Here is a 24183-nt window from a genome sequence, read left to right on the forward strand (position 1 = left end):
AGCCTATTAACTTGATTGATCACTTAAACCAACTTTTAGCATTAGCTCTGCAGTACGATTTGCATAGCCCCACTCGTTATCGTACCAAGCGTATAATTTAAGCTGAGTGTTGTTAATTACCATAGTTGAAAGCGCATCTATTATGCTGCTGCGCGGATCGGTTGCGTAATCAATCGATACCAGTGGTTTTTCCTCGTAGCCTAAAATACCTTTAAGCTCGTTATTAGCCGCACTTTTAAACCAGCCATTTACTTCATCTTCACTAACGCTGCGCTGCAGTTCAAACACACAATCGGTAATTGAGGCATTAGTAAGTGGTACACGTACAGCATGGCCGTTTAATTTACCTTTAAGCTCAGGAAAAATATGCGTAATGGCTGTTGCGCTGCCTGTTGTTGTTGGTATTAAACTTGTGCCACAAGAACGTGCTCGGCGTAGGTCTTTATGTGGTGCGTCAATAATGGTTTGCGTGTTGGTAATACTATGAATAGTGGTTATGGAGCCGTGTTTAATTCCCACTTCTTGTTGCAATACCTTCACAATAGGCGCTAAGCAGTTGGTGGTACAGGAGGCCGCAGTAACTATTTTGTGCTCACTTGGCTTATAAAGATGATCGTTCACCCCTACTACTATATTTAAAATGCCCTCTTCTTTTACCGGTGCGGTCACCACCACGCGTTTAACACCTTGGGCTAAATACGCATTTAGTAACTGGGTCGTTTTCATTTTACCGCTGGCTTCTATTACTACATCGCAACCAGACCAATCGTTGTCGTTAATGGTTTTATGGTTGCTTACAGTTATATTGTGTTTGCCAACCTCAATAATATTATTAGTAGCAGTAACAGGGTGATGTAGACGCCCATGCACTGAGTCAAACTCCAATAAATGGGCATGGGTTTTAGCATCGCCCGCTATATCATTTACTTTTATAAACTCTATATTTGGCCAGTCAACCGCTGCGCGCAGCGTTAAACGCCCCATACGGCCAAAACCGTTAATGCCTACTTTAATGGTCATAATAAAATACCTTTTGTTATATTAATTACTTAATCTGAACTCTGGTTAAGAGATTTACTAACGTATTGAGTCATAGTTATATTTAATTTTATTTTCTCTAGCCAGAGGTTTTCAGTAAAAATAGCTGCTTGAGATAAGTTTATTACCCGGAGATCAGGTTACTTAGCAACAGCGCTCAGGGCGATTACCCATAGCATTTAAGCGTTCTAAATCACTTTTATAAAATGATGCTGTTGCAACACGTGTTTGCGTAATTACTATTTGTGCCCAATCTGGTAGCGCCTTATTAATACTGTAGTACACCCATTGGTTTTGTTTTCGATCTGTGAGCAATCCGCATTGGCGAAGCTGTGCTAAATGACGTGACACTTTAGGTTGGCTTAAATTAAGTGCCGCAACTAATTCGCAAACACATAACTCTTGCTGATCAGCAATAAGCAGTATGGCCTTTAAACGTGTATCGTCCGCTAGGCATTTATAAAATTGCAGGGGGTTGAATTGTTCCATAGCGTCCTCGTATCGTTAATATGTACACAATAAAACAAAAACTGAATATATGAAATATTGAATATACGATTTTTCGTATATTTATTTTTATGACCTCAAAAACAAAAAAGCACACAAGGTTATTGTGTGCTTTTTAAATATTAGCGAGTTTTGTTATTAAATAACCGACAGCTCAACTTCAATATTACCGCGTGTTGCGTTTGAATATGGGCATACTAAGTGCGCTTTATCTACAAGCTCCTGTGCTTGCGCTTTATCCATATCACCCAGCGACACTGCTAGCTTAACTGCAATACCAAAACCACCGTCAATAGCGCCAATCGACACTTCTGAATTAATGTGCGTGTCACTTGGCAGAGTAATTTTCTCGCTGCCTGCTACAAATTTAAGCGCGCCAATAAAGCATGCCGCGTAACCTGCTGCAAATAATTGTTCAGGGTTAGTCCCTTTACCATCATCGCCGCCTAAGCCTTTAGGAGTTGATAAATCTACATTTAAACGACCATCATCAGATTTAGCTGTGCCTTCACGGCCACCGGTTGCAGTTGCTTTTGCTGTATAGGCAACGTTTTGTAATACATTCATAATGAACTCCACAATTTAAAAAGTTAATTTATTTAGTTTGTGTGCAAAATAATAGAACAACTAAATATAGATTGCAAATACTTTGCATGCAAATTAAAATACACTTTATTCAGCAAAGAGGTTAAAGCATGTCGTTTGAGCAGTTAAAATTAAAAAATCAGTTATGTCATCGTTTATATATGGCATCTAATAGTATTGCTCGCGCTTATAGGGAGCCTTTAGCTGAACTTAATTTAACTTATCCGCAGTATGTAGTAATGATGGCATTGTGGGAGCAAGACCAAATAACCATTGCCGAGCTTATAAATAACACCGCGATTGATGGCGGTGCAATGACCCAAATACTAAAAAAAATGACCGACAAGTCATTACTTGCCGTAGTAAAAGACGAGCACGACAAGCGCAAGCGTTTAGTGCAACTCACTCAACAGGGGCAATCACTAAAGCTAAAAGCGGCTGATATACCTAGCAAAGTGCTGTGTAAATTTAATAACGTAAATACAGAGCAAGCAAAACAACTAATGCAGTTACTCGACTTAGTCGTTAACGATTTATCTAATTAATTACATAAACCGTTTAAAATAGCGCGTGTATCAAATAAGTGCATACAGCCCAAAAAACCCACCATATAAGTGCAAAAAGCTAGCAACTTTTTTATATAAAAACACTAATTCATTGATTCGTATTCATAAAATATTCAATTAAACGTTGGCATACTTCTTCCTATCACTTTATGTGTTTAAAAAACTTCAAAGGAAAAGCTATGTTTAATTTATATCACACACTTTATTCACTATGGCGTTTAGATGTTAGTTTTTGGCAAGTAAACGAGCCAAATAATCCGCGTACTACCGCTGATAAAGAGCGTATTCTCAGCCGTTAAGCTTTTCTTGTTGGTGTCGCTTTGCAAGTAAACCCAATGCATTGTATTGTTAGTTCTATTAAACAATTTATTTGGAATGTGTATGCCTGCCTTAGAAGTTAATTTTGATGGTTTAGTTGGCCCTACCCACAATTATGCGGGGTTATCGTATGGTAACGTTGCTTCGTTAAATAACGCCGCTAGCTTTTCAAATCCCCAAGAGGCGGTGCTTCAAGGCCTTGAAAAAATGAAAGCCATGCACGACAAAGGCTTAACTCAAGGTGTATTTGCCCCCCATGCACGTCCCGACTTAAATATACTGCGCCGCCTGGGATTTAGCGGTAACGACGCGCAAGTTATTAATAAAGCTTTTAACGCCGATCCTATTTTATTACGCGCATGTTATTCAGCCTCAGCAATGTGGACAGCAAACGCCGCAACTGTGTCGCCATCGCCCGATACAACCGATGGCAAAGTGCACTTTACCGCTGCAAATTTAAATAATAAGTTTCATCGCTCGTTAGAGCCTGCCACCACAACGCGGTTGTTAAAAGCAATGTTTAATAACCAAAACCACTTTGCGCATCATACCCATTTACCCGATCAAGGCTTTTTTGGTGATGAAGGTGCAGCAAACCACACCCGTTTTTGCGACAGCCATGGCGAGCAAGGCCTAGAAATGTTTGTATTTGGGGCCAGTGCATTTAACAGCCATTTACCAAAACCGGTTAAGTTTCCTGCAAGGCAAACACTCGAAGCCTCTGAAGCAATTTGCCGCTTGCACAACTTAAAAGATACCAGCCAAATTTTACTGCAGCAAAACCCTGATGTGATTGACCAAGGGGTTTTTCATAACGACGTTATCGCAGTAGGTAATGCCAACGTACTGCTGTGCCATCAGCAAGCATTTTTAAATCAGCAGCAAGCATTGCAAGATATTCGCGAAGCCTATGTTGGTAATAAACAATTTTATATTATTGAAGTACCTACAAGTAAAGTAACTATTCAAGATGCTGTTAGTAGCTATTTATTTAATAGCCAACTAGTAAGCCTAAGTGATGGCTCTATGTTATTAGTAGCGCCAAAAGAGTGCCAACGTAATAGCGCGGTTAACGACTACATTGAAGAAATGATCATGGCCGATAATCCTATAAACCAAGTACGCTTTTTTGATTTACGCCAAAGTATGCAAAATGGCGGCGGCCCAGCTTGCTTGCGTTTACGGGTTGCTTTGAACGAGCAAGAACTCGCTGCAGTAAACCCAGACGTTATTTTAACCGACACTAAATACACGCAATTGTGTAACTGGGCACAACGTAACTACCGCGACCAATTAGGTGCTAAAGACTTTGCCGACCCAGCACTGCTGAGCGAAAGTTACCAAGCACTTGATGAGCTAACCCAACTACTTAATTTAGGCTCAGTGTACGACTTTCAATTAGAAGGTTAATTACTTACTTAAGCTAAATAACCTGAGCTCCGGATAATAAACTTATCTCAAGCAGCTATTTTCAGCACTAACTGCGTTGAATTTACTTGCAATAGGCCAGCTATTGACGCGTAAATTCGCCTTGTTTTCACTGAAAACCTCTGGCTAGAGAAAATAAAATTAAATATAAATACGATTCAATACGTTAGTAAATCTCTTAACCAGAGTTCAGGTTAAATAATTACAAACGATACAACAAAAAAATAGCGAGCCTTAGCTCGCTATTTTTATGTGTGCTGATACTGCTAATATTAATCTACTTTTGCAGTGTCTTTATTAATTGTAACGCTTGTTGCTAGCGACTCAGGTAAGTGCAAAGTGCGCTGCGGGAATGGAATTGTTAGCCCTGCTTGCTCAATAGACTCTTTAACGCGCTTATTAAGATCCCACACTGTTTGCCAGTAATCACCATTTACAGTCCATGCGCGTAATTGTAGGTTTACCGAACTTTCGGCTATAGATACCACCATTACTTTTGGCGCTGGCTCTGCTAGTAAACGCCCTTCTGAGCTGGCTATTTGTTTAAGTACATTTAAGCCATCGTCTATTGAATCGGCATACGAAATACCCACTACAATATCCATGCGTCTTTTGCCGTTACGGGTAAAGTTTTTAATATTACCACCCCACACTTTGCCGTTAGGAGAGGCTATATAAAGGCCGTCGGTGGTTTTAAAAATAGTAGTGAATAAGTTAATTTCGCTCACCGTACCCGATGTACCACTGGCATCAATAAAGTCACCTACTTTAAAAGGTCTCAGTATTAATAACATAATACCTGCAGCTATATTACTTAACGTACTTTTTAACGCCAAACCAATTGCTAAACCTGCAGCGGCCATTAGTGCCACTAAACTGGCGGTATTGACCCCAAAAATATCTAAAATAAATAACGAGCCAATTATATAAACCAAGTAACTCGAAAGGCGAGAGATAATAGGCAGCAAAGTTTTATCTAATTTATTAAGCGGCGATTTAGAGCCATTAACTGCTCTTTTAACAGCGCGGGCAATTACGCCACTGGCAATTAAAATCACCAAAGCTAAAATCACTTTGTATCCTAAAGTGATGATTGTTTCTGAATGGCTTTGCCAAAATGCTAAAAGTTTATCTTTCATGTTTGTTCCGATAAATGTGGCTGAAACTCAGCAAAATTATGGTTAAATTTAATAAAAACGACTTCAAAAGAAGTGGCGCGAGTATATAGTAAAAAACAATTAAATCGATAAAATTAAAAACCATTTAAAACAGCATGTTAAAAGTTCTAACTCTTCATATTTTTAATTCAATTTAGGTTAAGGGTTAAATACATACACTTAACAAATCAAATAAAAGGAAACATGCATGAACTTTAAATCAACAATATTAAGTAGCGCTATTATTTTTGCCTTAGCAGGCTGTGGCTCATCAAATGACGAGGCTGAAACAACCCCACCGCAAGCAAGTGATAAAACCACTTTTAGCTTAGGCATTTCCGACGCACCAGTCACTGGTTTAAAACAAGTTAACGTGGTGTTTGATTCAATAACAATTAAAGCCCAAGCAGGTGAAGAAGTTAGCTTTGCAACTCGCTCTAAAAACGATTCCACCTTAGCGCAAATGGTCAATTTACTAGACTATACGGGCGACGATATTTTTCAATTACTTGACGATCAAGAAGTCCCCGCTGGGGATTATTCGTGGATCCGCGCACAAGTGATAAACGGCGACACGAACAACCTTAGCTTAACATCTCACGTAGTTTATGAAGACGGCAGCATTGCACCGCTTATCGTAAAAAGAAAAGGTAATGATGGCGTGGGTGAAATTCAGCTAGATGGCTTTACACTCAATCAAACCGACAACGAGTTTGTATTAGAGTTTGACTTAAAAAAATCGTTAGTTGATCCACAAAATAATAACGAAGTCTTTTTAAAACCTCGCGGCGTGCGTTTACAAAACCTTTCTGAATCACAAGATATTGAAGGCACTGTAAGCCAAACACTTATAAACAATTGCGAGACTGATAACATTGCTCTTGCCGCTGATGATTCATCATTTGGCCATGCTGTTTACCTTTACTCTGCGCAGGCACAAACCCCTACAGATATGCATGAAATAGATGACCAAACGCCTGATAACGCTCCGCTGGCGACTGCCAATGTTGTATTTGATGCGGACGATAATGAATACGAATTTGAACTCGCATTCGTAACACCAGGCGACTACCAACTTGGTTATACGTGTAGCGCACACATAGACGATGCAGAGCAAGTAGATGCTGACTTTAATGTTTATCAACTGAAACAAATTAGTCTAACGCAAACTGAAGATTTATCAGTCAGTTTTGACATAGCACAATAACTGCATGGCGCACATTGAGCTGCGCCTTTATTCATTTGTTAACAAGGAAAAAACCATGGCAAAAGAGAAAATAGTACTCATAACCGGCGCTTCTAGTGGCATTGGTGAAGCAACGGCAAAAACCTTAGTAAACAACGGTCATAAAGTTATATTAACCGCCCGTAGAGAAGAGCAACTTAACCAACTTGTTGCCGAGCTAGGATCAGATAACGCACTGGCTGTAGCCGCAGATGCAACCGACTTTACCGCGCTTGAAAATGTGGTAACAAAAGGCATTGAAAAGTTTGGCCGATTAGATGTAGCCTTTGCTAACGCAGGTATGGGCGTTTCAACTGCTGGCACTGAAAAAGGCGACCCGGATGAGTGGTCAACCATGATCGATATAAACATTAAAGCCCTATTGTGGAGCGCAAAATTAACACTGCCATATTTACGCAAAACTACCGGACACTTTATATTAACCAGCTCTGCCGCTGGCCGTAAGCCAATTGGCGGCTCTATTTATGGTGCAACTAAATGGTTTGCTTATGGCTTTGGACAAAACTTAGCACAAGAAATGAGCGAGTGGAATGGCCGCTGTACAACCATAGCACCAGGTATGGTAAATACCCCGTTTTTTGATGAAGCAAAACCCGACAAACTCGACCCACAAGATGTCGCTGACGCAGTACTTTTTGCTATTGAAGCAAACCAGCGCAACAGCGTACGCGAGATTTATTTAATGCCGACTAATTAAATGTAGCTTGGTCGATTTTAGCTATCAGGTTTAATGCTAATGGTGTTAAACCTGATGGTTGCTTGTCCTAAATATGGGCTGAGAGCTGTTTAAGAGAAAAATTTTGGTCGTTTAAAAACCCTGTTATATTTTTTAAACTGCACTTGTCGCTCTATTTTAATTTGCGATTTTCTTAGTAATCAAGATGGATTCAGCCAAATTTTCATACTAGTGGATTTACTTGTTAACCGTATTTAATTCTGTAAAAGAAACCTGCGTAAATCTCGCTCTTGTCGCATTACATGTAAAATATAAACCTTATCATTTTCAATTTTATAGAAAATACGACACGGATTAACAATAACTTCTCGGTAGTTTAAGTTATTTAGCTCAGCAGGCCTTTTACCTGATTCTGGATGATTTTCTAACCTTGATACTTTCTCAAATACTTTTTGAACCAATTTTTTAGCCACAATCAGATTACTTAAAGCAATATATTCAGCAACATAATTTAAATCATCGAGAGCTGGAGATGTCCATATTATTTCAGCCATTTACTCATTTTCTCTTTTGCTTCTTGATTAGAGAATAAATGGCCATTTTTAATAGCTTGTTCACCGCGCGCTACACCTTCAAGGATTGCTATTCGTTGTTGCATGAATTCATAATCATCAACATCAACTAGATAAGCAGATGGTTTACCATGTTCTGTAATTAACACAGGCTCTTTTGAAGTATGAAGATCAGCTAATATTTTAGTAGCTTGGCGTTTAAGAGTCGTAACTAGCTCAACTTTCATAAAAAATCCTATCTAGAACTTAAGTAATGTATCACTATAGTATCACAGCAGCCGGAGGTTACAACGACACGACTAAAAATTAGCCTACGATATTTGTCATTTCACAAATCGAAATATTCCTATATTACAACAACTTAACCAAGCTATAAAATAAACAACTGTAAACAGTTAGTTAGCTTCGCCTTACCTTTTCTAAATGTAGCAAAACCCCAAAATGGTGGAGTTTAGTAATATCAGACGTATAGCTGATTAGTTATACCCGTTGATTATTAATTAAGTGGTTATATTTAAATACCTGTGTTTAAACCAATAACGCGTTCACCCTATAACTCTTAAACTTGTAACTCGTTATTGCTTATAAAATTAGTTAAAAATCACAATCTACTCCTATTGAATCCTAATTAATTTTACTTCATATTAAATACTCTTATTTCTCACTTATTATGCTGTTATGTCATTTTTAAAATTTAGCCATGCACTAATACTCACACTTGCTAGTACCTTACCGCTTATAAGTCATGCTGCGCTTGATAAAAACGAGCGTGAAATAGTAAAACAGGTCGATAAAAATATTCCTCAAGCACTGCAAGAAATAGAGCAAGCTGTAAATATTAATAGCGGTTCGCTTAATATTGCAGGTGTAAAAAAAGTAGGCGCGCTGACAAGCGAGCAGCTTAAAGCTATTGGTTTTAAAGTAGAATGGCTGGATGGCAGTGCGTTTAACCGCGCAGGGCATGTATTAGCTACCTTTGAGAGTAAAAACCCCGATGCAATAAAAATACTGATGATCGGCCATCTAGATACAGTCTTTGCCAAACACGATGATTTTACAACCTACAAACAGCTTGATGCCGATACAGCCAGTGGCCCAGGCGTTGCCGATATGAAAGGCGGTAACACGATAATAATTACCGCACTTAAAAGCTTGCAAGCGCTTAACTTACTTGAAAATGTAAGCATAAAAGTAATACTCACTGGCGATGAAGAAAGCAGCGGTCGTCCGCTTAGCTTATCTAAACAAGCCATTGTTGATGCGGCAATGTGGGCAGACGTTGCTTTAGGCTTTGAAAATGGCGATAACAATATTAAAACCGCCATGGCGGCGCGCCGTGGTTATACCGGCTGGACGCTAAACGTAAGTGCTGCAGCGGCGCATTCGTCGCAAATATTTAGTGATAATGTAGGCTATGGCGCTATTTACGAAGCATCGCGTATTTTAAATAGCTTTAGAGAACAACTTGCCACACAACCTAATTTAACTTTTAACCCAGGGCTTATTGTGGGTGGCACAAATGCCGACTACGACAGCGCTAATTCGTCAGCAACTGCGTTTGGTAAAAGTAATGTAATAGCACAAACCGTACATATAGCAGGCGATTTACGCGCACTTTCACCAAAACAATTAGAAAACGCAAAAAGGTCAATGCAACTCATAGCTAGTAATAGTTTAAATGGCAGTAAAGCAGAGCTTATTTTTGAAGACGGCTACCCGCCAATGGCATTAACCGATGGCAATAAAAAGCTATTAGCATTATACAGCGATGCGAGCCACGATTTAGGTTACAACAAAGTAGTGGCAGCCAATCCACGCAATGCAGGCGCTGCGGATATTTCGTTTGCCGCAAGCCATGTTAATATGGCACTTGATGGCTTGGGCTTAATGGGCAGTGGCGCGCACACTAAAAACGAAACTGCCGATTTAACTAGCCTTGATAAAAACATAAAAAAAACCGCATTGCTTATTTACAGGTTAGGACAGCTGTAAGATTATTATTTAATGTTTTCTACCAGTGAGCCAACTAATTATGTTTAATGCCATTAACCCAAGAGCAGGTTAACCCTACTCTTTAGCCTAGCTTTAATTCTGGTAATAAGTATGCAAAAGGCCAATAAAATTGGCCTTTTGCATAAGTAATGTTGCATGTATAAGGTGATCTGGGTAGTTAACTCACCATTGAACCATTACAATCACCAACGCTGGTACTATTAATTTTATGTTTCACGGTGCTTTTTCTCATGGCTATCGTAATCAGCATCGCGTACTCTTCTATCACTGTCTCTTTTGCCTTTTTTGCGTTTTCTTTTAACTGCTTCGGCCATATCATTAACTTTAAGCCCTTCTTCAGGGTTGTCCGACTCACAGAGTATTTCATCTATAGCTAAGTCCATTTCAGCTCTGATCTCTGCAATTGCAATTCTTTTTTCTTTGAGAATTTCATCTATAGCCATTTTTTTTGCTGCAACAATTGCCTCTATTTGCTTACCAGCAGCGTCTTTACTATTGAGATTATTGATATCGGGATCAGACATAATGTGTCCTTAGCTAAAGTAGTCAGGAGTTACTAACCTTTATACTTTAGTATATAAATAGCAAAAATAAAATTGTCTCTTTATTGCTTTATACCCTAAATATTAGGGGTAAAGTAATAAACCTGAGCTCCGGATAATAACTTAAAATACTGCTATTTCTTCGAGTACTTGCTTAAACTTGTTAAAACATTATTTTAAATAGTAAATCTCTCACTGTTGCTGGTTCAAACGGTTTGTCGCATATGGCATCCACTCCGGCTTGAGAGATGTTTGCTAGGTGGGTTTCATTGGCTTCTGAGCTCACCATTAAAATAGGAATATGCGAATAGCTATTTGAGCCTCTAACCGCTGCTGTTAACTCTCGGCCATCCATTTCCGGCATATTATAATCGGTTACTATTAAGTCAAACGCTTGCTCGTTTAGCTGCTCAATTGCTTGTTTGCCATTCTCAGCCTCTACCGGCGCAGGTATTCCCATACCAGCAAGCACCCGAATAATATGTTTACGAGCAAAGCGACTATCGTCAACCACTAATACGCGCAGCAAAGTAACATCAAAGTGTTCAAGCTCTACTTCTTGTTCGCTAATTATATCTAAGGTAGCTTTAAGCGCTCGGGTAATGGCTTCGCTGGTAAAGGGTTTAGGTAAAATAGCTAACACGCCCGATTGTCTTAATTGCTCAAGATACTTTTTATTACGCTCGCTCGATACCAACATAAATGCTTGGTGCTCTGTGCGCGGGTTCGATCTAATGTTTTGTAGCAGTGAATCGGCGGTGCCGTCAGCTAAGTACATACTGCTAATAACTAAATCTGGTTGGTAATTTGCAAGCAGGGTTAAAGCTTGGGTTTGTGTAGTGGCGGTTTCTATTTGTTTTACACCACTTTGTATTAATGATTTTATGATCAGTTTTTGCTGCACTTCTGAAGGCTCGACCAATAATATTGATAGATTAGCTATTTCAGTTAAGTCACTCATTTATATCTCTTTATTATTATAATCTTGCTGTTTTTATAAGGAGCTAACACTCGGTTTAAAACTTTAATTACTCTGAATATATTCAAGCGCGGTCATTTTTTTATAACTTACATTTGGATGTAAAATATGTGCTGGGTGTGGATCTACAACTTCTAACGCAATATTGTATTCGCGGGCTATTTCCAGCGCCATTTGGGTAATGTTAACGCTAAACGATGTACCCATAAATACAATTTTATCGGCATTGACCATGCGTTGTTGTGCTTCGCTAATTTTATATAACTCGGTGTAGTATTCATCAAATAATAATACAAACGGTTTAAAAGAGTGATTAAGCACTGGCGCTTGGTTTTGAATATTAAACACCTCAAATAATGAGTTGTGTAAATGAGCCTCATCTACCTCATCCCAAGGGGTAATCACCGTTTCTACGTTTTCGCCTTGCTGATGAAACAGGGTCATTTGATCTAACCTGCCATGAACTGCAATATAGTTTTTATTTCCTGCTTTACCATCAAGCCCATCTATATTTTGAGTTATTAGGTTTTTATCTTTTAGCCAATAATGTACGTCGTTAGGGCCGTGGTTTCTATACGTTGCAAACCTGTGGTAATACCAAGCTAAAAACTCTTTAGGGGCGTTTTGATACATAGCGCGTGTGGCCATTTGCATTGGTGTATAATTTTTACTACCAATAGTCCAGTAACCATCTTCACCTCTAAAGGTAGGAATACCGCTGGCTGCGCTAACGCCCGCGCCTGTAATATATAACGTATTAATTGCTAACCTCTGCACTTACTATTTGAATCCAAGTTATGTAACATAAAATACTTAACTTACCTAACTGGCCTGCTTTTTTATTATTTGAGCGTTTAATTTTAAGTTGGGTAATCTATGCTATTGGCACTCATTCTTTTGATTTTATACATGGCTTGATCTGCGTGTTTTATTAATTGATGGTCTGTTTCTCCATGGGTGGGGTAATTTGCAATTCCAATACTCGGAGATACATTTAATGATAGCTCATCTAGTTCAAATGGCTGTTGGAACTGCCCAATTATTTTTCTTTTAATGGCCGTGGTATCGCCAGCGCTACTTAAGCCCTCTAGCACGATCAAAAACTCATCTCCGCCTAAGCGCCCTACTGTATCGTATTCTCTTACTACGCTTAAAAGCCGCTGTGCTATGTGTTGCAGTAACTTATCACCCATAAGGTGGCCATACGTATCATTAATAGCTTTAAAGCCATTAATATCAATAAATAATATCGAAAATAGTGTATTTTCTCTTTCTGCTTTTACTATTGCAGCCTGTAACCTGTCCATTAGTAATGAGCGATTTGGTAAACCTGTAAGCCCATCGTGGCCAGCCATATAATAAAGCTGCTCTTCCATTTTTTTTCGCTCAGTAATATCGTGAGCAACTGCAATTCTTACTTGGTGATCTGATGACCAGCACACTGACCACAAAATATGTATTATTTGACCGTCTTTACGAACCCAGCGGTTTTCGAACCGTGAATGAGTTGTTTCGCCCGACAAAAGTGAAGCAACGGCATTATAAGTTTTATTATGATCGCCTTTATAAACGTAATCAATCATAGGCTTGCCTACTACTTCGGCAGCTTTATAACCAAATATTTGTTCAAACGCGGCACTTACAAATACAAACTTACCTACTTTATTTACCACGCACACAGCATCAAGCATTAAATCAAGCACATCTTCTAGTTCTATTAACTCATTTTTTGTCATACTTTTTTTGCCTCTAAAGCAAGGTGAAGCTAGTTAAGTATTCAATATATTAACGTTAAAATATACTTGTAAAAATAGCAATAAATTGCTTTTGTAATCATGATTTTTTGTAGCGAAAGTAAAGTATTACTCATTGGTAGTTAAACTAAAACCCTCATTGCTGCAAAATAACGGAGTAATTATTATAACCAACGTGGTACTAATTCTTTATATTTTTTATATTGGGTGTTAAATATGCTCACTAAATGCTGCTCTTCAATCAACACCTGACGATATAACGCAGTAAGCCCAACCAGTAAACACACTAAGCTAAACACACTCGGCAATGCTAAAAAAAAGCCTAACTGCGCCGCAGCAACGCCTAAATACATAGGATTACGAGAATACGCATAAAAGCCGTTTACTTTTAGCTCATCGGGCCCTTGTGGGTCTATTCCTGAACGCCAAAGTGATGCCATATTAAAATGCACCACCATAGTTAATATAAAACCAACAGTTAATAAAGCATTACCTAGCATTACGCCTGGCCATGTATTTAACGGCACAAAAATTCCGAGGTAGTTATCGGTTGCAGGTATAAATACTCTTACAACACACACCAACCAAATAGCAGCTCTAAAAAAACGAAAAACGAAGTGATTCCACCAATTAGCGCAATATTTTTTCCCTGTAAAAATTACTCCCGATGGTGTATTGCTGTTTTTATAGAGTATTCTAACGGTGTAGAACCCCGCTACAAAGGTATAAAAAACGGCTAAATAAATGCGGGTAAATTCGATTAAGGACGCAGAGTCATTAATTAAAGGCTGATAGGTTATCAATATTAGTTACTCGCGGTGATTACTCAATTTTAATTATAAATTCATCATAGTATTCATACCGTTAAGAAACAAGGTAAACACAAATAATAAGCCAACTTTATGTTTAAGCCGGCTTATTAAAAGTTGCTTTAGGGAGCAGTTTAAAAGCTGTAGTTAAACCCAGCGTAATAACGCCTGCCCGAGTAGCTTGAGTTTAGTAACCGTGCGTCACTATCGTTACCTAAACGGGTAACCGACTCTGACTTGGTTAAGTTTATAATTGCTGCGGTAAAACTAAGGCCTTCGTATAAGTTAATTGAGGCATTAACATCAACTTGATCGTATGGGTCTTGGTACACGTTTAAGCCACTATTTAAGCCCAGTACCGTTTCGCCGCGCTTATTGTATGAGGCACGTATGTTAAAATCATCACCCTCAAAATAAACCGAAGTATTATATTGATACTTAGCACTGCCGATCAGTGGCGATTGCCCAAATGCTTCGCCATCTACGGTTACTTCTGCTTTATTGGTTTTGTTATAGGTGTAGTTAGCGTAAAAACCAAAGCCGCTATCAAAGGCATGTTGCAAAAACACCTCGGCTCCTTTAGATACCGCGTTAGTGCCATTACCTACTGTGCTGTAAGGAGTAATATTTATATTACCCGCCTCTACAATACCGTCTTTACCAGCAAAATTTTGTTGGGCGTTAATTACCACTGGCACTACAAAGTTATCAACTTTTTTATGAAATAGCGCTAAGCCAATTGCTGAGCCTTCAGCGTAATAATATTCGATAGATAAATCGGCTTGTACCGATATAAACGATTTTAAGTTTTTATTACCGCCACTGCCACTAAAGCCAGGTTGCTCGTTAAAATCGGCTCTGTCGGCTGCCCACTCGTCTGAAATATAACTAATGCGTTGCTGCGCGCCTAAATCAGCATAATCGGGGCGCGACATTACTTTAGCAACCGCGCCACGAATAACTAAGTCATCTGTGGCATCCCAGGCAATGTTAAAGCTAGGCAGTACTTGGGTGTCGGTGTTTTGTTGCACTACAAGTTGGTAATCCTCGACTGAGCGATCATCACCGGTAACAGGCTCCCCTGTTTCATCATTGGTATGATCTAAAAAGTAGGTATATAAATCGGTAGAAGCACTCATGGTTTTGCTGCGTACAACCCGTACCCCTAAATTACCTCTAACTTGATTAAATTCAAAGTCACCTTGCAGATAAAAAGCCGCTATTTTTTCTTCTATATCGTATACAAAGTTGTCTTCCATACGGGTGTAAGGCACGTAGTTACTGGTAATCATATCGCGGTATTTATCCCAATCAATACTGGGCATTTGGTTTATATTAAAGCCCCCTGCAATATTGCCTTGGTTAATAAAAACATCTTGCGCTGCCGGCATACCGTTATTCCACTGGTAACTATCAAAGCGGGTTATGCCGCCCTCTTTGGCTTCCCCGGCGGCAATATCAAAACGAGGATCTAAAAAGAAGGTATTACCGGTTTCGCGGTGCAATGTGGCTTCACGGTATTTTACGCCGGTTTTAATGGCTGTTAAAAAACCCCAATCGGTGTAAAAATCTAGATCGCCTTGGTAGTAACTTTCTTCAAGCTCGCTGCGTACAAAGCTTGAGTTTGATGAACCCGGATCGCGCCCACCGCCTACGCCACTGAGTAAATTAGCCAGTGTATTTGGGTCTATATTGAGGGTTACATCGTTTTTACCAAGTTGCCAACCAGCATTTTGCGCTGCATTTTCAATGGTTGTTGGGGTTTCGCTGGCATTTGAGCTTTTATAGGCGGCCTCCCAACTTTCTTCTGGGCCGCCTTTTGAGCGAGTATTGCCCGCAACAAAGCGCGCTTTAAAATCATCACCTTCGTAAGTTAAATTAAAATCGAAGGTATCTGAACTCGACTCCTCACGAACATAACTGCCACGCATCCACGGAAACTGCATGTCACCTTGTGCGCCACTCGCTGTAGCATCAAACTGCATACCATTAACAATCGTGCCCGATTCATCCAAGTTCACATCGGTTAGGTAATCGGGATTTAACGACCACTCTGGCATATCAATAACCGACTCAGTTCTGTTTTGCCCCAGCGTAAAGCCAAAATAGTTTAATCCTATTTCTACACGATTGGTTGGACGCCACTGCGTACTAAACTGTATGCCTTCACGTTCACGTTTTTCATTAAGTACCGAGCCGCGCACGACTTGTGGAAACCACACGCCATCATAATTATTACCATTGGTATCGGTAATTGTATCCCAGCTATTATTGTTATTTACCGCATTACCATTTACATCTACCGGTTGGCCATCACCTGTGTAGCGCCACACATTGGCATCGGTGCCACCAGAGAGGGTACGGTTGGTGCGCTCTTGGCGAGTATACCCTACTAAAAAACCAAACGTTTCTGCATCGTTTTTCCAAGAATATAAACCGGTTAGTTGTGGCTCACTGTTTTGCGTTACATCACTGTAAGTACCTTCAACATTGAGTACTCCAGAGTTTGCCTCCATGCTAAGCGGCTTACGGCTATGCATTAATACTGTGCCGCCTACACCACCTTCATCTAAACGCGCTTCGGGCGATTTATATACCTCAACACTGGCTATCATGGCTGAAGGAAGTAGCGTGTAATCAAACGAACGCGAAGGCTCGCCTGGTGACGAGGCAATAAAATTACCGTTAAGCTGAGTAAAAGTAAGCTCAGACGACAAACCACGAATACTTACCGATGCGCCTTCGCCGCCATCACGCTCAATCATTACCCCTGGTATACGTTGCAATGAGTCGGCTACGTTTTTATCTGGAAACTTACCAATATCTTCTGCGGTTATAGCATCAACAACTGAGCTAGACATGCGTTTAATGTCGAGGTTTTCGGCCATACTGGAGCGAATCCCTCGTACTTCTATTACTTCTATATCGGCATTATTTTTAGCGGTGAGGGCTGGTTGCGCCGCATACGCGCTACCTATGGCAGATAAAACAGATAAACACAGCGCTGATTTTATAAATGTTAATGCTGGTAGTGAAAAGGGGCGATTATTGCAAGTACTCATGACAGTGTGCTGTTCCGTTTTATGCGCTTTTGATACTTAGCGGCAGCGCTATCAATAAAGGTCAATAGCGGGTCAAAAATTGCTGCTAAGTCTACAGCGCCAAACTTAATGGCCGATTAATAAAGTCAATAACTTACTGAATAGCTTATGTAAATAACAAAGTGTAACAATGTTTAACGTTATTTATAAAAAAGCCGGTAAAACTTTTACCGGCTTGACGTTGCACACTATGTACTTGGTTGGTTGTTTACTTGGTTGGCTTACTTGGCAGTGGGCCGAGGATCTCAGTCATTAATGGCGCAGGCGGTAAACCCATTTGCATTTTTACCGCACCATTAGCATCGTGATAAAAAGTAGCGGGGGTGGCTCTGGCACCAACCCCCATCATTATTTGATGGTTTTTCATTAATTGCGCATTTATGTGCTCAGGTGGATTTTTTAGCGGCTGTAATGTACGCGCTAAATTATCGTTTTCAAACTTTTTTAACACTTCTTCAGGGTTACTGGCACTCATAATAGCCGCCGCTTTGCCTAAGCTGTCGGCTTTTAAAATACCCACTAAAATATGGCGTATTTGTACCTCACCCGCATCCACCCAAGGACGCGCATTTTGCCAAAACTGTCTGCAGTAAGGGCAGTTTGGATCAGTGAAGGTATAAACTACTCGCTTTGCTGAGGCTGAACCATCAACTATCCAATGGCTACTCTCTAATGTTTGCCAGTCTTTTTGCGCTTTAGGGCCTGTAGCGTAGTCATTTGCCGCTTGCTCTCCTACATTATTACCATTGGCGTCAAGCATAGGGCCGGTAAATAAATATTGCTCGTCGGCGGTGATATATAAAGTAATAACTTGGCCTTTAAAGTCGGCAACATAGCCTTTCATGTTGGCAGGCGCTGCAAACTCGCTGACTATTTCGCCGCCTTGCTCAGTAACTAACTTAAGGGGTGCTGGCAGTGCTTTTTGTTGAGCCAATATGGGCGAGGTAAACGCAAGTAATGGCAATAAATAAATTAACTTCATGAGGCATCCTTATTGTGCAGACTGTTGATTTATAGCTTGCATGTAATAACGCAAACTCGCGTGTGAGAGCTCTCCCATGTGACTGGTTACTAATTTGCCATCACTGCTATAAAAAAGCGTGGTTGGTAACCCAGCAGCTCCTGATTCACGACTTACATTACTGTTTTGATCAAAAAACACATTGCGTAAGTCGAGCTGCTCAGCATTAATAAATTTTTGTACCGTAAATAAATCCTCTCCTTGGTTAACAAAAACAAAAGCTATATTAGGATTGTTTTTTTGCGCAGCCTGTAATACCGGCATTTCTTTACGACACGGTGGGCACCACGACGCCCAAAAGTTAATAACGACAGGTTTGCCTTTAAATGACTGTAAATCAACCTCTTTACCACGCAGGTTATATACCGCAGATTGTGGCAGCTCAACCCCAGCTTTATAAATAGAGGCAGCAAAGGTAGGCACCATAATAGTAAACAACGCGACAATAGCCGCTATGAAATAGGTTTTCAGCACTGCTTTTTTGCCTCGCGCATACAGCGCCAACACAAGCGCACCCGCCACCCAGCCATAAGAAGGCATAAAGCCGCCATCACTTATATTAATAAGTTGCCACCAGTTTTCTTGATACGCATCCCACATAATCAAAACAAACATTAATCGCGCAACAATAAAGCCCACTACAAACGCTTTAAATACCGTGTCTAAAATTGCTTTTTGCTGTGGTTGCTTACGGGTTTGTAAATAGGTAAGCAACCAAAATACGCCTAAGCCTAATAAAATAATAAGCTGCGAAATGGCAATAACAAACGGCCCGAGTGAAATACTTAACATAGCTATAAATCTTCTTTAAATACGGTTAGCCGCTATAGTATACAAAGCGTTAATTAAGCCAATATTAAGAGCAAAAATTAATAGTAAATAAGCACATAGCAGTTACTTCACCAATGGAAACAGGTATTCTAGCTAGGGTGTTTTAAACAGGGTAGCGAGTATGTTTGTATTGTTAGTGGAAGATGACGACGTAATAGCCGACGCTATTTGTACTTACTTAACCCACCAAGGGCTAGCCGTTGAGCACGTTAGTACACTAAGCGCAGCCACTACTTATATGCAATCGAGCAATTTTGATTTATGCATTCTTGATTTAAACCTACCCGATGGTAATGGCATTAACTGGTTAAGCTGGCTGCGTGACAATCGTTTTTCGCTACCCGTGCTTATTCTTACCGCCAGCAATACCATAGATGACAAAGTTATTGGATTAAAAAAAGGCGCCGACGACTACCTGGTAAAACCTTTTGATTTAAGAGAGTTATTAGCGCGGCTATTAAGCTTAAAGCGCCGCGCAAGCGATAGGCTCAGCAATACAATTACTCACGGCGCACTGCAATACGATTTAGAGCAACATAAAGCATTACTCAATGGCACGCTTGTTTGCTTGTCACGTAACGAGGACTTATTACTGCAAACCTTTTTAAATAGTCCGCAACAAATTTTAACCCAAAGCCAGTTAAAAAATGTACTTTATGGCGTGTGCGATGATGTAGCGAGTAACGCACTTAACGTACATATTTTTAATTTACGTAAAAAACTAGGCGCACCGGCAATAGAAACCATACGTGGCCTAGGCTTTAGATTAGGCACAATAGAGGTGAGCCACTAATGAGCTTGCGTTTGCGGTTAACGGTATTGGTTGCAGCGGTATTTTTAGGCTTTTGGCTTATCGCCAGTGTGTGGATGATATCGGGGTTAAACAATAAGTTAGAGGTTAACTTTGATCAGCGCCTGCGCTCAACCGCTTTTATGTTAGGTAACATTTTAGCCCACGTACCCAAAGGTGCGCTCAGTAAAAGCCTCCCCGATATTATAAATGCCAGTGGGGTAAACACTGAAAAAGGCCTAACCTGTCAAATTAGCTCCCTGCAAGGCAGTATAATTGCCAGCAGTAACAGCCTATCGTTTCCCAATCAGCCTAGCTTAAACCAAGGTTTTAGTTATTTAAGCTCTGGGCAAGCGCAGTGGCGTACATTCACCTTAATTACTGCGCAATATAAAATTACCATTGCCGATAAAGTGGCCGAGCGCGATGTGCTCTATCACGACTTGCTCATTAGCATACTCATTCCACCGGCGTTAGCTATTTTTGTTGCCCTAATATTACTTTGGTTTGCAATTGGCACAGGAATACGGCCAATAAAGTTATTAATACACGCGCTTGAAAAACGCGGCAGTCACGACTTAGAACCGATACAGTTAAACCAGCCTTTAAAAGAACTGCAACCGCTTATAACTAGCCAAAATGCCTTAATGGCCCGCTTAGCAAAAGGGATCAGCCGCGAAAAACACTTTACCAGTAATGCCGCGCATGAGCTAAGAACCCCACTAGCCGGCATTTTAGCGCAAATACAATTAGCTGAGCTTACGCAAGATGCCACCCAGCAAAAAGCACTAGGGCAAGCTAAAAAAAGTGCGCATAGATTAAATACTATTTTAGACAATCTACTGGTGTTAGCCCATGTAGATGCCGACACGCCGCTAAACATTACAGAGCCTTGGGAGCTTGATTCGTTAATTACTACTGTGGTAACAGAATCAAACAACAATAACGCCCGCTTAACCTATAATATAACAGCAAGCCAGCCAGTGTACTGTATTCCCAGTGCCATGCTCACTATAGTGTGTCGTAATTTACTTGATAACGCATTTAAGTACAGCAAAGCGAATACACCAGTCATTTTAGCCGCTAATTTAACAGCCACAGCACTAAAAATAACCATTAGTAACCACGCCTATATTAACCAAGCTGACTTAGCTAATATGGCAACTCGTTTTTGGCGTAAAGGCGCAGCAAACGGCGCTGGGCTTGGCCTATCAATTGTGGCCAGCATCGCCGAAAAGTACCAAGGTTCGCTCACTCTTAAAAATAATAATGCGTTATTTATTGCCGAATTTACCGTGCCCGTTAAGGTAAATAACTAAGTTACGAAGTAACCTGATGTAACAACCTTCCTTTTACTGCATGTTTTTTTAAGCTAATAGCTGTTTTATTAAAATATGCTGAGCACTTGCTAATACATGCTCAGCAACCCGCACACTATCTCGCGCTAAGTACTAGCTGCGGCCAATATTATTAATAAATCAGCGTTGCCCTGCACAACATTTATTTACCTACCGACTACAACACCAACAATTAATTCACCCCATTTACCTTGTATTGCTAGATTTAGAAAATAACAACTGGTATAACAGGTATACATCCAAAACAGTGTTATCCATCTTTGTGTATTAAACTCTGCTAAAAATAATAGGAATACCCGCTATGCGCTTACGCACTCATTCATTGCGAGCTTTACATGTTATTTTTTGCCTCTTGGCAATCTTGCTTGGCTTAACTTCTCATGCATATGCTGGCGAGCGCGTTGCACTACACTGGAGTAAGCAAGCCGCGCCAGTAGAAGCCGTTTCTCGCTATGCTCCTTTAGTTGGGGTACATAATGAATTACTGATAATTGCTGGCGGAATAAGTACTAACAACTCCCGAAATAGCACACCCAAATACCTCAGTTCAATATGGCTTGGGGAGCAAAACCCTAATCAGCCACGTGCTTTAAATTGGAAAAAAGCTGCCATAAAGCTGCCTTCACCACGTGCATATGGAGCCTCTGCCTCTTTTGAAAATGGCATAGTACTGCTTGGTGGCAGTGATGAAACTCATACCTTTAACGACACTTTGCTAGTGCGTCGTAACCAGGCATCTGACATAGAAATGCATACACTGCCTGCGCTGCCTATTCCTATGCGTGAAGGTTCTGCTGCCTTTGTTGGTAGTACCTTATATGTACTGATAACGGCAACTGACACAGGTAAAACCACTGCACTTTATGCGCTTGATTTATCCACAACAGCGCTAGCTGCTTTCACCCAAGGTAGTGAGCCAAAGCACTATACTGCAGCGGCAAACTGGCATAAATTAACGCCTCGCCCGCAATCAATTACATTAGTTAGCCAAAATGACGGCCGTGGAGATGTATTATTTGCTTTAGAAATGCCAAATTCCGACAGCCAAAGTTCACTATGGAAATATAAGGCAGACGATTCACAACCACATTGGACGCCACAAAGCGGGTTTAACAGTGAGTTACCTAATTTACAGTTGAGTTCTGGTAATGCACTGGCAATTGGCCAGTCTCATTTTTTACTTTTTGCCAGTAGCGCCAACCAAACACAGGTGCTGAGCTATAACGCCATCACTAATGTGTGGGCAAAATATGACAGCATTGATCCACAGCTTTTGGCTATGCCTGTTCAGCAAACTACAACCTCAATGGCAGTATTACCTTGGGATGGAAAAATACTCGTTCATCAAGCCAATAAATTTAATAGTAGTCTACAAGTAGCAGCAATTGCCGAAGCGAGTGACGCCTTTGGCTGGCAAAATATGACGGTATTGGTTGTGTACTTGTTTGCTATGGTGCTAATTGGCGTGTACTTCGTGTTTAAAAACAAAAACGTGAACGACTACTTTCGCGGTGGCCAAAATATTCCTTGGTGGGCTAATGCCTGCTCAATGTACGCAACTATGCTCAGCTCGCTGACCTTTGTGGGTATTCCTGCCATTGTTTACAGAACCGACTGGTTATATTGGGGCGGTATTTGGATGATTTTAGCGGTAACGCCTATTGCAGCTTATGTTGCTATGCCGTTCTTTCGTAAAATAGATGCCACCAGTGCTTATGAGTTTTTATCACTGCGCTTTAATATGCCGGTGCGCCTGTTTGCCAGTGGCTTATTTACCCTGTTTCATATTAGTCGCATGGGTATTGTTATGGCGTTAACTGCCCTTGCGCTTGCAGCTGTAACTCCTTTTGATGCTTGGCAGTGCGTGCTGATCATTGGAGTACTGAGCTTAATATATTGCACACTCGGTGGTATTGAAGCTGTTATTTGGACCGACACCATACAAACCGTGGTTCTGCTTTTAGGTGCGCTATTATGCTTTGCTTATATTGTCAGCGGTGTTGATGGTGGCATAGCGGAAATATTTCGCAGTGGTATCGCCAATGACAAGTTTAAAACCCTAGATATAGACTTCAGTATGGATAGTTTCACTAAGCTCTCTATCTGGGTAATTGTGCTGGGCGGTATAGGGCAAAATCTATCAACTTATACAGCCGATCAATCTATTGTACAACGCTACATGACCACTAAAGATGTGGCCTCTGCCCGCAAATCAATTTGGACTAACGGTATTATGGCACCGGTAGCATCTGTATTGTTTTTTATTATTGGTACTGGTTTATATGTTTTTTACCAGTCGAATCCCGAAAAGCTCGATCCAACTAAGCAAATTGACCAAATATTTCCTGCTTTTATTTCCAGTGAGCTACCTATTGGCATTGCAGGGCTTATTATTGCTGGCATTTTTGCTGCTGCACAATCTACCGTATCAACCAGTATGAACTCAATGTCGACCACATTAGTAACCGATTTTATGCGCCCTTTTAACCTTTGCCGCAGTGAAAAAGGCTACCTAAATGCAGCGCGACTGTTAACTCTATTGGTCGGCATTTTTGGTACTTTAGTTGGCTTATTATTTATTAGCCCCGAAATCCGCTCGTTAATGGAGGAGTACTTTAAAGTGGTAGGTATGTTTATGGGTGCACTCGGTGGGCTATTTATTTTGGGTATAATTAGTACCCGAGCCAATGCCTCTGGTGCCATGGTTGGGTTATTTTTTGGCGTAATTACTATGATGTTTGCATGGATATTTGAGCTAGTAGAAGGCTATTTATTTGGCACCATTGGCATAGTTAGCTGTATTTTTGTTGGCTATGTTGCCAGCGCCTTATTTAGCAAACAACCGGCTAATAACCTTAGCGGCTTAACTATTCATACTATGAAGTGATCGGC

The 24183-nt window shown here is 40.4% G+C and carries 22 protein-coding genes; 8 read left to right on the forward strand and 14 right to left on the reverse strand.

The window, feature by feature from the left end; translation table 11 throughout:
- Nucleotides 1-6: 6 nt before the first annotated feature.
- From RB215_RS17210 to RB215_RS17220, 3 genes are all read right to left on the reverse strand, one after another.
- Nucleotides 7-1020: an ArsJ-associated glyceraldehyde-3-phosphate dehydrogenase gene (locus tag RB215_RS17210; protein ID WP_182683734.1), complete on the reverse strand. Its 1014-nt coding sequence runs from the start codon at nucleotides 1018-1020 to the stop codon at nucleotides 7-9.
- A gap of 162 nt (nucleotides 1021-1182) precedes the next feature.
- Nucleotides 1183-1527: a metalloregulator ArsR/SmtB family transcription factor gene (locus RB215_RS17215; RefSeq protein ID WP_179807735.1), complete on the reverse strand. Its 345-nt coding sequence runs from the start codon at nucleotides 1525-1527 to the stop codon at nucleotides 1183-1185.
- 156 nt (nucleotides 1528-1683) lie between these two features.
- A complete protein-coding gene (locus tag RB215_RS17220) occupies nucleotides 1684-2112 on the reverse strand; it encodes an organic hydroperoxide resistance protein (RefSeq protein ID WP_011329816.1) in 429 nt (142 codons plus the stop codon).
- Nucleotides 2113-2240: 128 nt separating this feature from the next.
- Between RB215_RS17220 and RB215_RS17225 the strand changes: the two genes are divergently transcribed.
- Both RB215_RS17225 and astB read left to right on the forward strand, forming a co-directional pair.
- Nucleotides 2241-2675, forward strand: a complete 435-nt coding sequence (locus RB215_RS17225) for a MarR family winged helix-turn-helix transcriptional regulator (protein ID WP_011329815.1) — start codon at nucleotides 2241-2243, stop codon at nucleotides 2673-2675.
- Between the two features lie 402 nt (nucleotides 2676-3077).
- A complete protein-coding gene (gene astB / locus RB215_RS17230; protein WP_309217258.1) occupies nucleotides 3078-4424 on the forward strand; it encodes an N-succinylarginine dihydrolase in 1347 nt (448 codons plus the stop codon).
- 290 nt (nucleotides 4425-4714) lie between these two features.
- Here the strand turns inward: astB and RB215_RS17235 are convergent, their stop codons facing one another.
- Nucleotides 4715-5581 (reverse strand): mechanosensitive ion channel family protein, encoded by an 867-nt coding sequence (locus RB215_RS17235; RefSeq protein ID WP_011329813.1) that lies wholly within the window; start codon nucleotides 5579-5581, stop codon nucleotides 4715-4717.
- A gap of 226 nt (nucleotides 5582-5807) precedes the next feature.
- On the opposite strand from RB215_RS17235, the gene RB215_RS17240 reads away from it, so the two are divergent.
- Together RB215_RS17240 and RB215_RS17245 are read left to right on the forward strand one after the other, a co-directional pair.
- Nucleotides 5808-6806 (forward strand): DUF4382 domain-containing protein, encoded by a 999-nt coding sequence (locus tag RB215_RS17240; protein ID WP_309217259.1) that lies wholly within the window; start codon nucleotides 5808-5810, stop codon nucleotides 6804-6806.
- Between the two features lie 55 nt (nucleotides 6807-6861).
- Complete coding sequence (locus tag RB215_RS17245) at nucleotides 6862-7542, forward strand: SDR family oxidoreductase (RefSeq protein ID WP_309217260.1); 681 nt, start codon at nucleotides 6862-6864, stop codon at nucleotides 7540-7542.
- 233 nt (nucleotides 7543-7775) lie between these two features.
- Here the strand turns inward: RB215_RS17245 and RB215_RS17250 are convergent, their stop codons facing one another.
- Nucleotides 7776-8075 carry a type II toxin-antitoxin system RelE/ParE family toxin gene (locus RB215_RS17250; protein ID WP_011329810.1) on the reverse strand — a complete coding sequence of 100 codons (300 nt, stop codon included), beginning with the start codon at nucleotides 8073-8075 and terminating at the stop codon, nucleotides 7776-7778.
- Nucleotides 8063-8320: a type II toxin-antitoxin system Phd/YefM family antitoxin gene (locus tag RB215_RS17255; RefSeq protein ID WP_011329809.1), complete on the reverse strand. Its 258-nt coding sequence runs from the start codon at nucleotides 8318-8320 to the stop codon at nucleotides 8063-8065. The genes RB215_RS17250 and RB215_RS17255 overlap by 13 nt, the downstream gene beginning before the upstream one ends.
- A gap of 451 nt (nucleotides 8321-8771) precedes the next feature.
- Between RB215_RS17255 and RB215_RS17260 the strand changes: the two genes are divergently transcribed.
- Entirely contained in the window at nucleotides 8772-10085 is a 1314-nt protein-coding gene (locus RB215_RS17260; protein WP_208835250.1) for a M20/M25/M40 family metallo-hydrolase, read from the forward strand.
- Nucleotides 10086-10312: 227 nt separating this feature from the next.
- Here the strand turns inward: RB215_RS17260 and RB215_RS17265 are convergent, their stop codons facing one another.
- The 8 genes from RB215_RS17265 to RB215_RS17300 all read right to left on the reverse strand — a co-directional run bounded on the left by RB215_RS17265 (nucleotide 10313) and on the right by RB215_RS17300 (nucleotide 19104).
- A complete protein-coding gene (locus tag RB215_RS17265; RefSeq protein ID WP_011329807.1) occupies nucleotides 10313-10630 on the reverse strand; it encodes a hypothetical protein in 318 nt (105 codons plus the stop codon).
- 181 nt (nucleotides 10631-10811) lie between these two features.
- The gene (locus RB215_RS17270; protein ID WP_309217261.1) at nucleotides 10812-11609 is read right to left on the reverse strand and encodes a response regulator; all 798 of its coding nucleotides are present in this window, start codon (nucleotides 11607-11609) and stop codon (nucleotides 10812-10814) included.
- Between the two features lie 63 nt (nucleotides 11610-11672).
- A complete protein-coding gene (locus tag RB215_RS17275; protein WP_041454972.1) occupies nucleotides 11673-12389 on the reverse strand; it encodes a Sir2 family NAD-dependent protein deacetylase in 717 nt (238 codons plus the stop codon).
- A 98-nt stretch (nucleotides 12390-12487) separates the two neighbouring features.
- The gene (locus RB215_RS17280; protein WP_309217262.1) at nucleotides 12488-13363 is read right to left on the reverse strand and encodes a sensor domain-containing diguanylate cyclase; all 876 of its coding nucleotides are present in this window, start codon (nucleotides 13361-13363) and stop codon (nucleotides 12488-12490) included.
- A 182-nt stretch (nucleotides 13364-13545) separates the two neighbouring features.
- The gene (locus RB215_RS17285) at nucleotides 13546-14181 is read right to left on the reverse strand and encodes an isoprenylcysteine carboxylmethyltransferase family protein (protein ID WP_208835142.1); all 636 of its coding nucleotides are present in this window, start codon (nucleotides 14179-14181) and stop codon (nucleotides 13546-13548) included.
- Nucleotides 14182-14324: 143 nt separating this feature from the next.
- Complete coding sequence (locus RB215_RS17290) at nucleotides 14325-17252, reverse strand: TonB-dependent receptor (RefSeq protein WP_309217263.1); 2928 nt, start codon at nucleotides 17250-17252, stop codon at nucleotides 14325-14327.
- A gap of 247 nt (nucleotides 17253-17499) precedes the next feature.
- Nucleotides 17500-18273 carry a thiol:disulfide interchange protein DsbG gene (gene dsbG, locus RB215_RS17295; RefSeq protein ID WP_309217264.1) on the reverse strand — a complete coding sequence of 258 codons (774 nt, stop codon included), beginning with the start codon at nucleotides 18271-18273 and terminating at the stop codon, nucleotides 17500-17502.
- A gap of 9 nt (nucleotides 18274-18282) precedes the next feature.
- Nucleotides 18283-19104, reverse strand: coding sequence for a TlpA disulfide reductase family protein (locus RB215_RS17300; protein WP_089369116.1), 822 nt, complete (start codon nucleotides 19102-19104; stop codon nucleotides 18283-18285).
- A 160-nt stretch (nucleotides 19105-19264) separates the two neighbouring features.
- Here RB215_RS17300 and RB215_RS17305 point away from each other — a divergent pair, with 160 nt between their 5' ends.
- From RB215_RS17305 to RB215_RS17315, 3 genes are all read left to right on the forward strand, one after another.
- Nucleotides 19265-19936: a response regulator transcription factor gene (locus tag RB215_RS17305; protein ID WP_089369115.1), complete on the forward strand. Its 672-nt coding sequence runs from the start codon at nucleotides 19265-19267 to the stop codon at nucleotides 19934-19936.
- The gene (locus RB215_RS17310) at nucleotides 19936-21252 is read left to right on the forward strand and encodes a histidine kinase dimerization/phospho-acceptor domain-containing protein (RefSeq protein WP_309217266.1); all 1317 of its coding nucleotides are present in this window, start codon (nucleotides 19936-19938) and stop codon (nucleotides 21250-21252) included. Before RB215_RS17305 ends, RB215_RS17310 begins: the two co-directional genes overlap by 1 nt.
- 340 nt (nucleotides 21253-21592) lie before the next feature.
- Nucleotides 21593-24178: a sodium/solute symporter gene (locus tag RB215_RS17315; RefSeq protein WP_309217267.1), complete on the forward strand. Its 2586-nt coding sequence runs from the start codon at nucleotides 21593-21595 to the stop codon at nucleotides 24176-24178.
- The last annotated feature ends 5 nt before the right edge of the window (nucleotides 24179-24183 follow it).

The sequence above is a fragment of the Pseudoalteromonas sp. HL-AS2 genome, from assembly GCF_031198805.1.
In the GTDB taxonomy this organism is placed as follows: domain Bacteria; phylum Pseudomonadota; class Gammaproteobacteria; order Enterobacterales; family Alteromonadaceae; genus Pseudoalteromonas; species Pseudoalteromonas nigrifaciens.

What these genes read in the sequence shown, in the direction of transcription:
- RB215_RS17210 (WP_182683734.1), bottom strand. Translation starts at nt 1,020, where the DNA reads ATGACCATTAAAGTAGGCATTAACGGTTTTGGCCGTATGGGGCGTTTA.
- RB215_RS17215 (WP_179807735.1), bottom strand. Translation starts at nt 1,527, where the DNA reads ATGGAACAATTCAACCCCCTGCAATTTTATAAATGCCTAGCGGACGAT.
- RB215_RS17220 (WP_011329816.1), bottom strand. Translation starts at nt 2,112, where the DNA reads ATGAATGTATTACAAAACGTTGCCTATACAGCAAAAGCAACTGCAACC.
- RB215_RS17225 (WP_011329815.1), top strand. Translation starts at nt 2,241, where the DNA reads ATGTCGTTTGAGCAGTTAAAATTAAAAAATCAGTTATGTCATCGTTTA.
- astB (WP_309217258.1), top strand. Translation starts at nt 3,078, where the DNA reads ATGCCTGCCTTAGAAGTTAATTTTGATGGTTTAGTTGGCCCTACCCAC.
- RB215_RS17235 (WP_011329813.1), bottom strand. Translation starts at nt 5,581, where the DNA reads ATGAAAGATAAACTTTTAGCATTTTGGCAAAGCCATTCAGAAACAATC.
- RB215_RS17240 (WP_309217259.1), top strand. Translation starts at nt 5,808, where the DNA reads ATGAACTTTAAATCAACAATATTAAGTAGCGCTATTATTTTTGCCTTA.
- RB215_RS17245 (WP_309217260.1), top strand. Translation starts at nt 6,862, where the DNA reads ATGGCAAAAGAGAAAATAGTACTCATAACCGGCGCTTCTAGTGGCATT.
- RB215_RS17250 (WP_011329810.1), bottom strand. Translation starts at nt 8,075, where the DNA reads ATGGCTGAAATAATATGGACATCTCCAGCTCTCGATGATTTAAATTAT.
- RB215_RS17255 (WP_011329809.1), bottom strand. Translation starts at nt 8,320, where the DNA reads ATGAAAGTTGAGCTAGTTACGACTCTTAAACGCCAAGCTACTAAAATA.
- RB215_RS17260 (WP_208835250.1), top strand. Translation starts at nt 8,772, where the DNA reads ATGTCATTTTTAAAATTTAGCCATGCACTAATACTCACACTTGCTAGT.
- RB215_RS17265 (WP_011329807.1), bottom strand. Translation starts at nt 10,630, where the DNA reads ATGTCTGATCCCGATATCAATAATCTCAATAGTAAAGACGCTGCTGGT.
- RB215_RS17270 (WP_309217261.1), bottom strand. Translation starts at nt 11,609, where the DNA reads ATGAGTGACTTAACTGAAATAGCTAATCTATCAATATTATTGGTCGAG.
- RB215_RS17280 (WP_309217262.1), bottom strand. Translation starts at nt 13,363, where the DNA reads ATGACAAAAAATGAGTTAATAGAACTAGAAGATGTGCTTGATTTAATG.
- RB215_RS17290 (WP_309217263.1), bottom strand. Translation starts at nt 17,252, where the DNA reads ATGAGTACTTGCAATAATCGCCCCTTTTCACTACCAGCATTAACATTT.
- dsbG (WP_309217264.1), bottom strand. Translation starts at nt 18,273, where the DNA reads ATGAAGTTAATTTATTTATTGCCATTACTTGCGTTTACCTCGCCCATA.
- RB215_RS17300 (WP_089369116.1), bottom strand. Translation starts at nt 19,104, where the DNA reads ATGTTAAGTATTTCACTCGGGCCGTTTGTTATTGCCATTTCGCAGCTT.
- RB215_RS17305 (WP_089369115.1), top strand. Translation starts at nt 19,265, where the DNA reads ATGTTTGTATTGTTAGTGGAAGATGACGACGTAATAGCCGACGCTATT.
- RB215_RS17310 (WP_309217266.1), top strand. Translation starts at nt 19,936, where the DNA reads ATGAGCTTGCGTTTGCGGTTAACGGTATTGGTTGCAGCGGTATTTTTA.
- RB215_RS17315 (WP_309217267.1), top strand. Translation starts at nt 21,593, where the DNA reads ATGCGCTTACGCACTCATTCATTGCGAGCTTTACATGTTATTTTTTGC.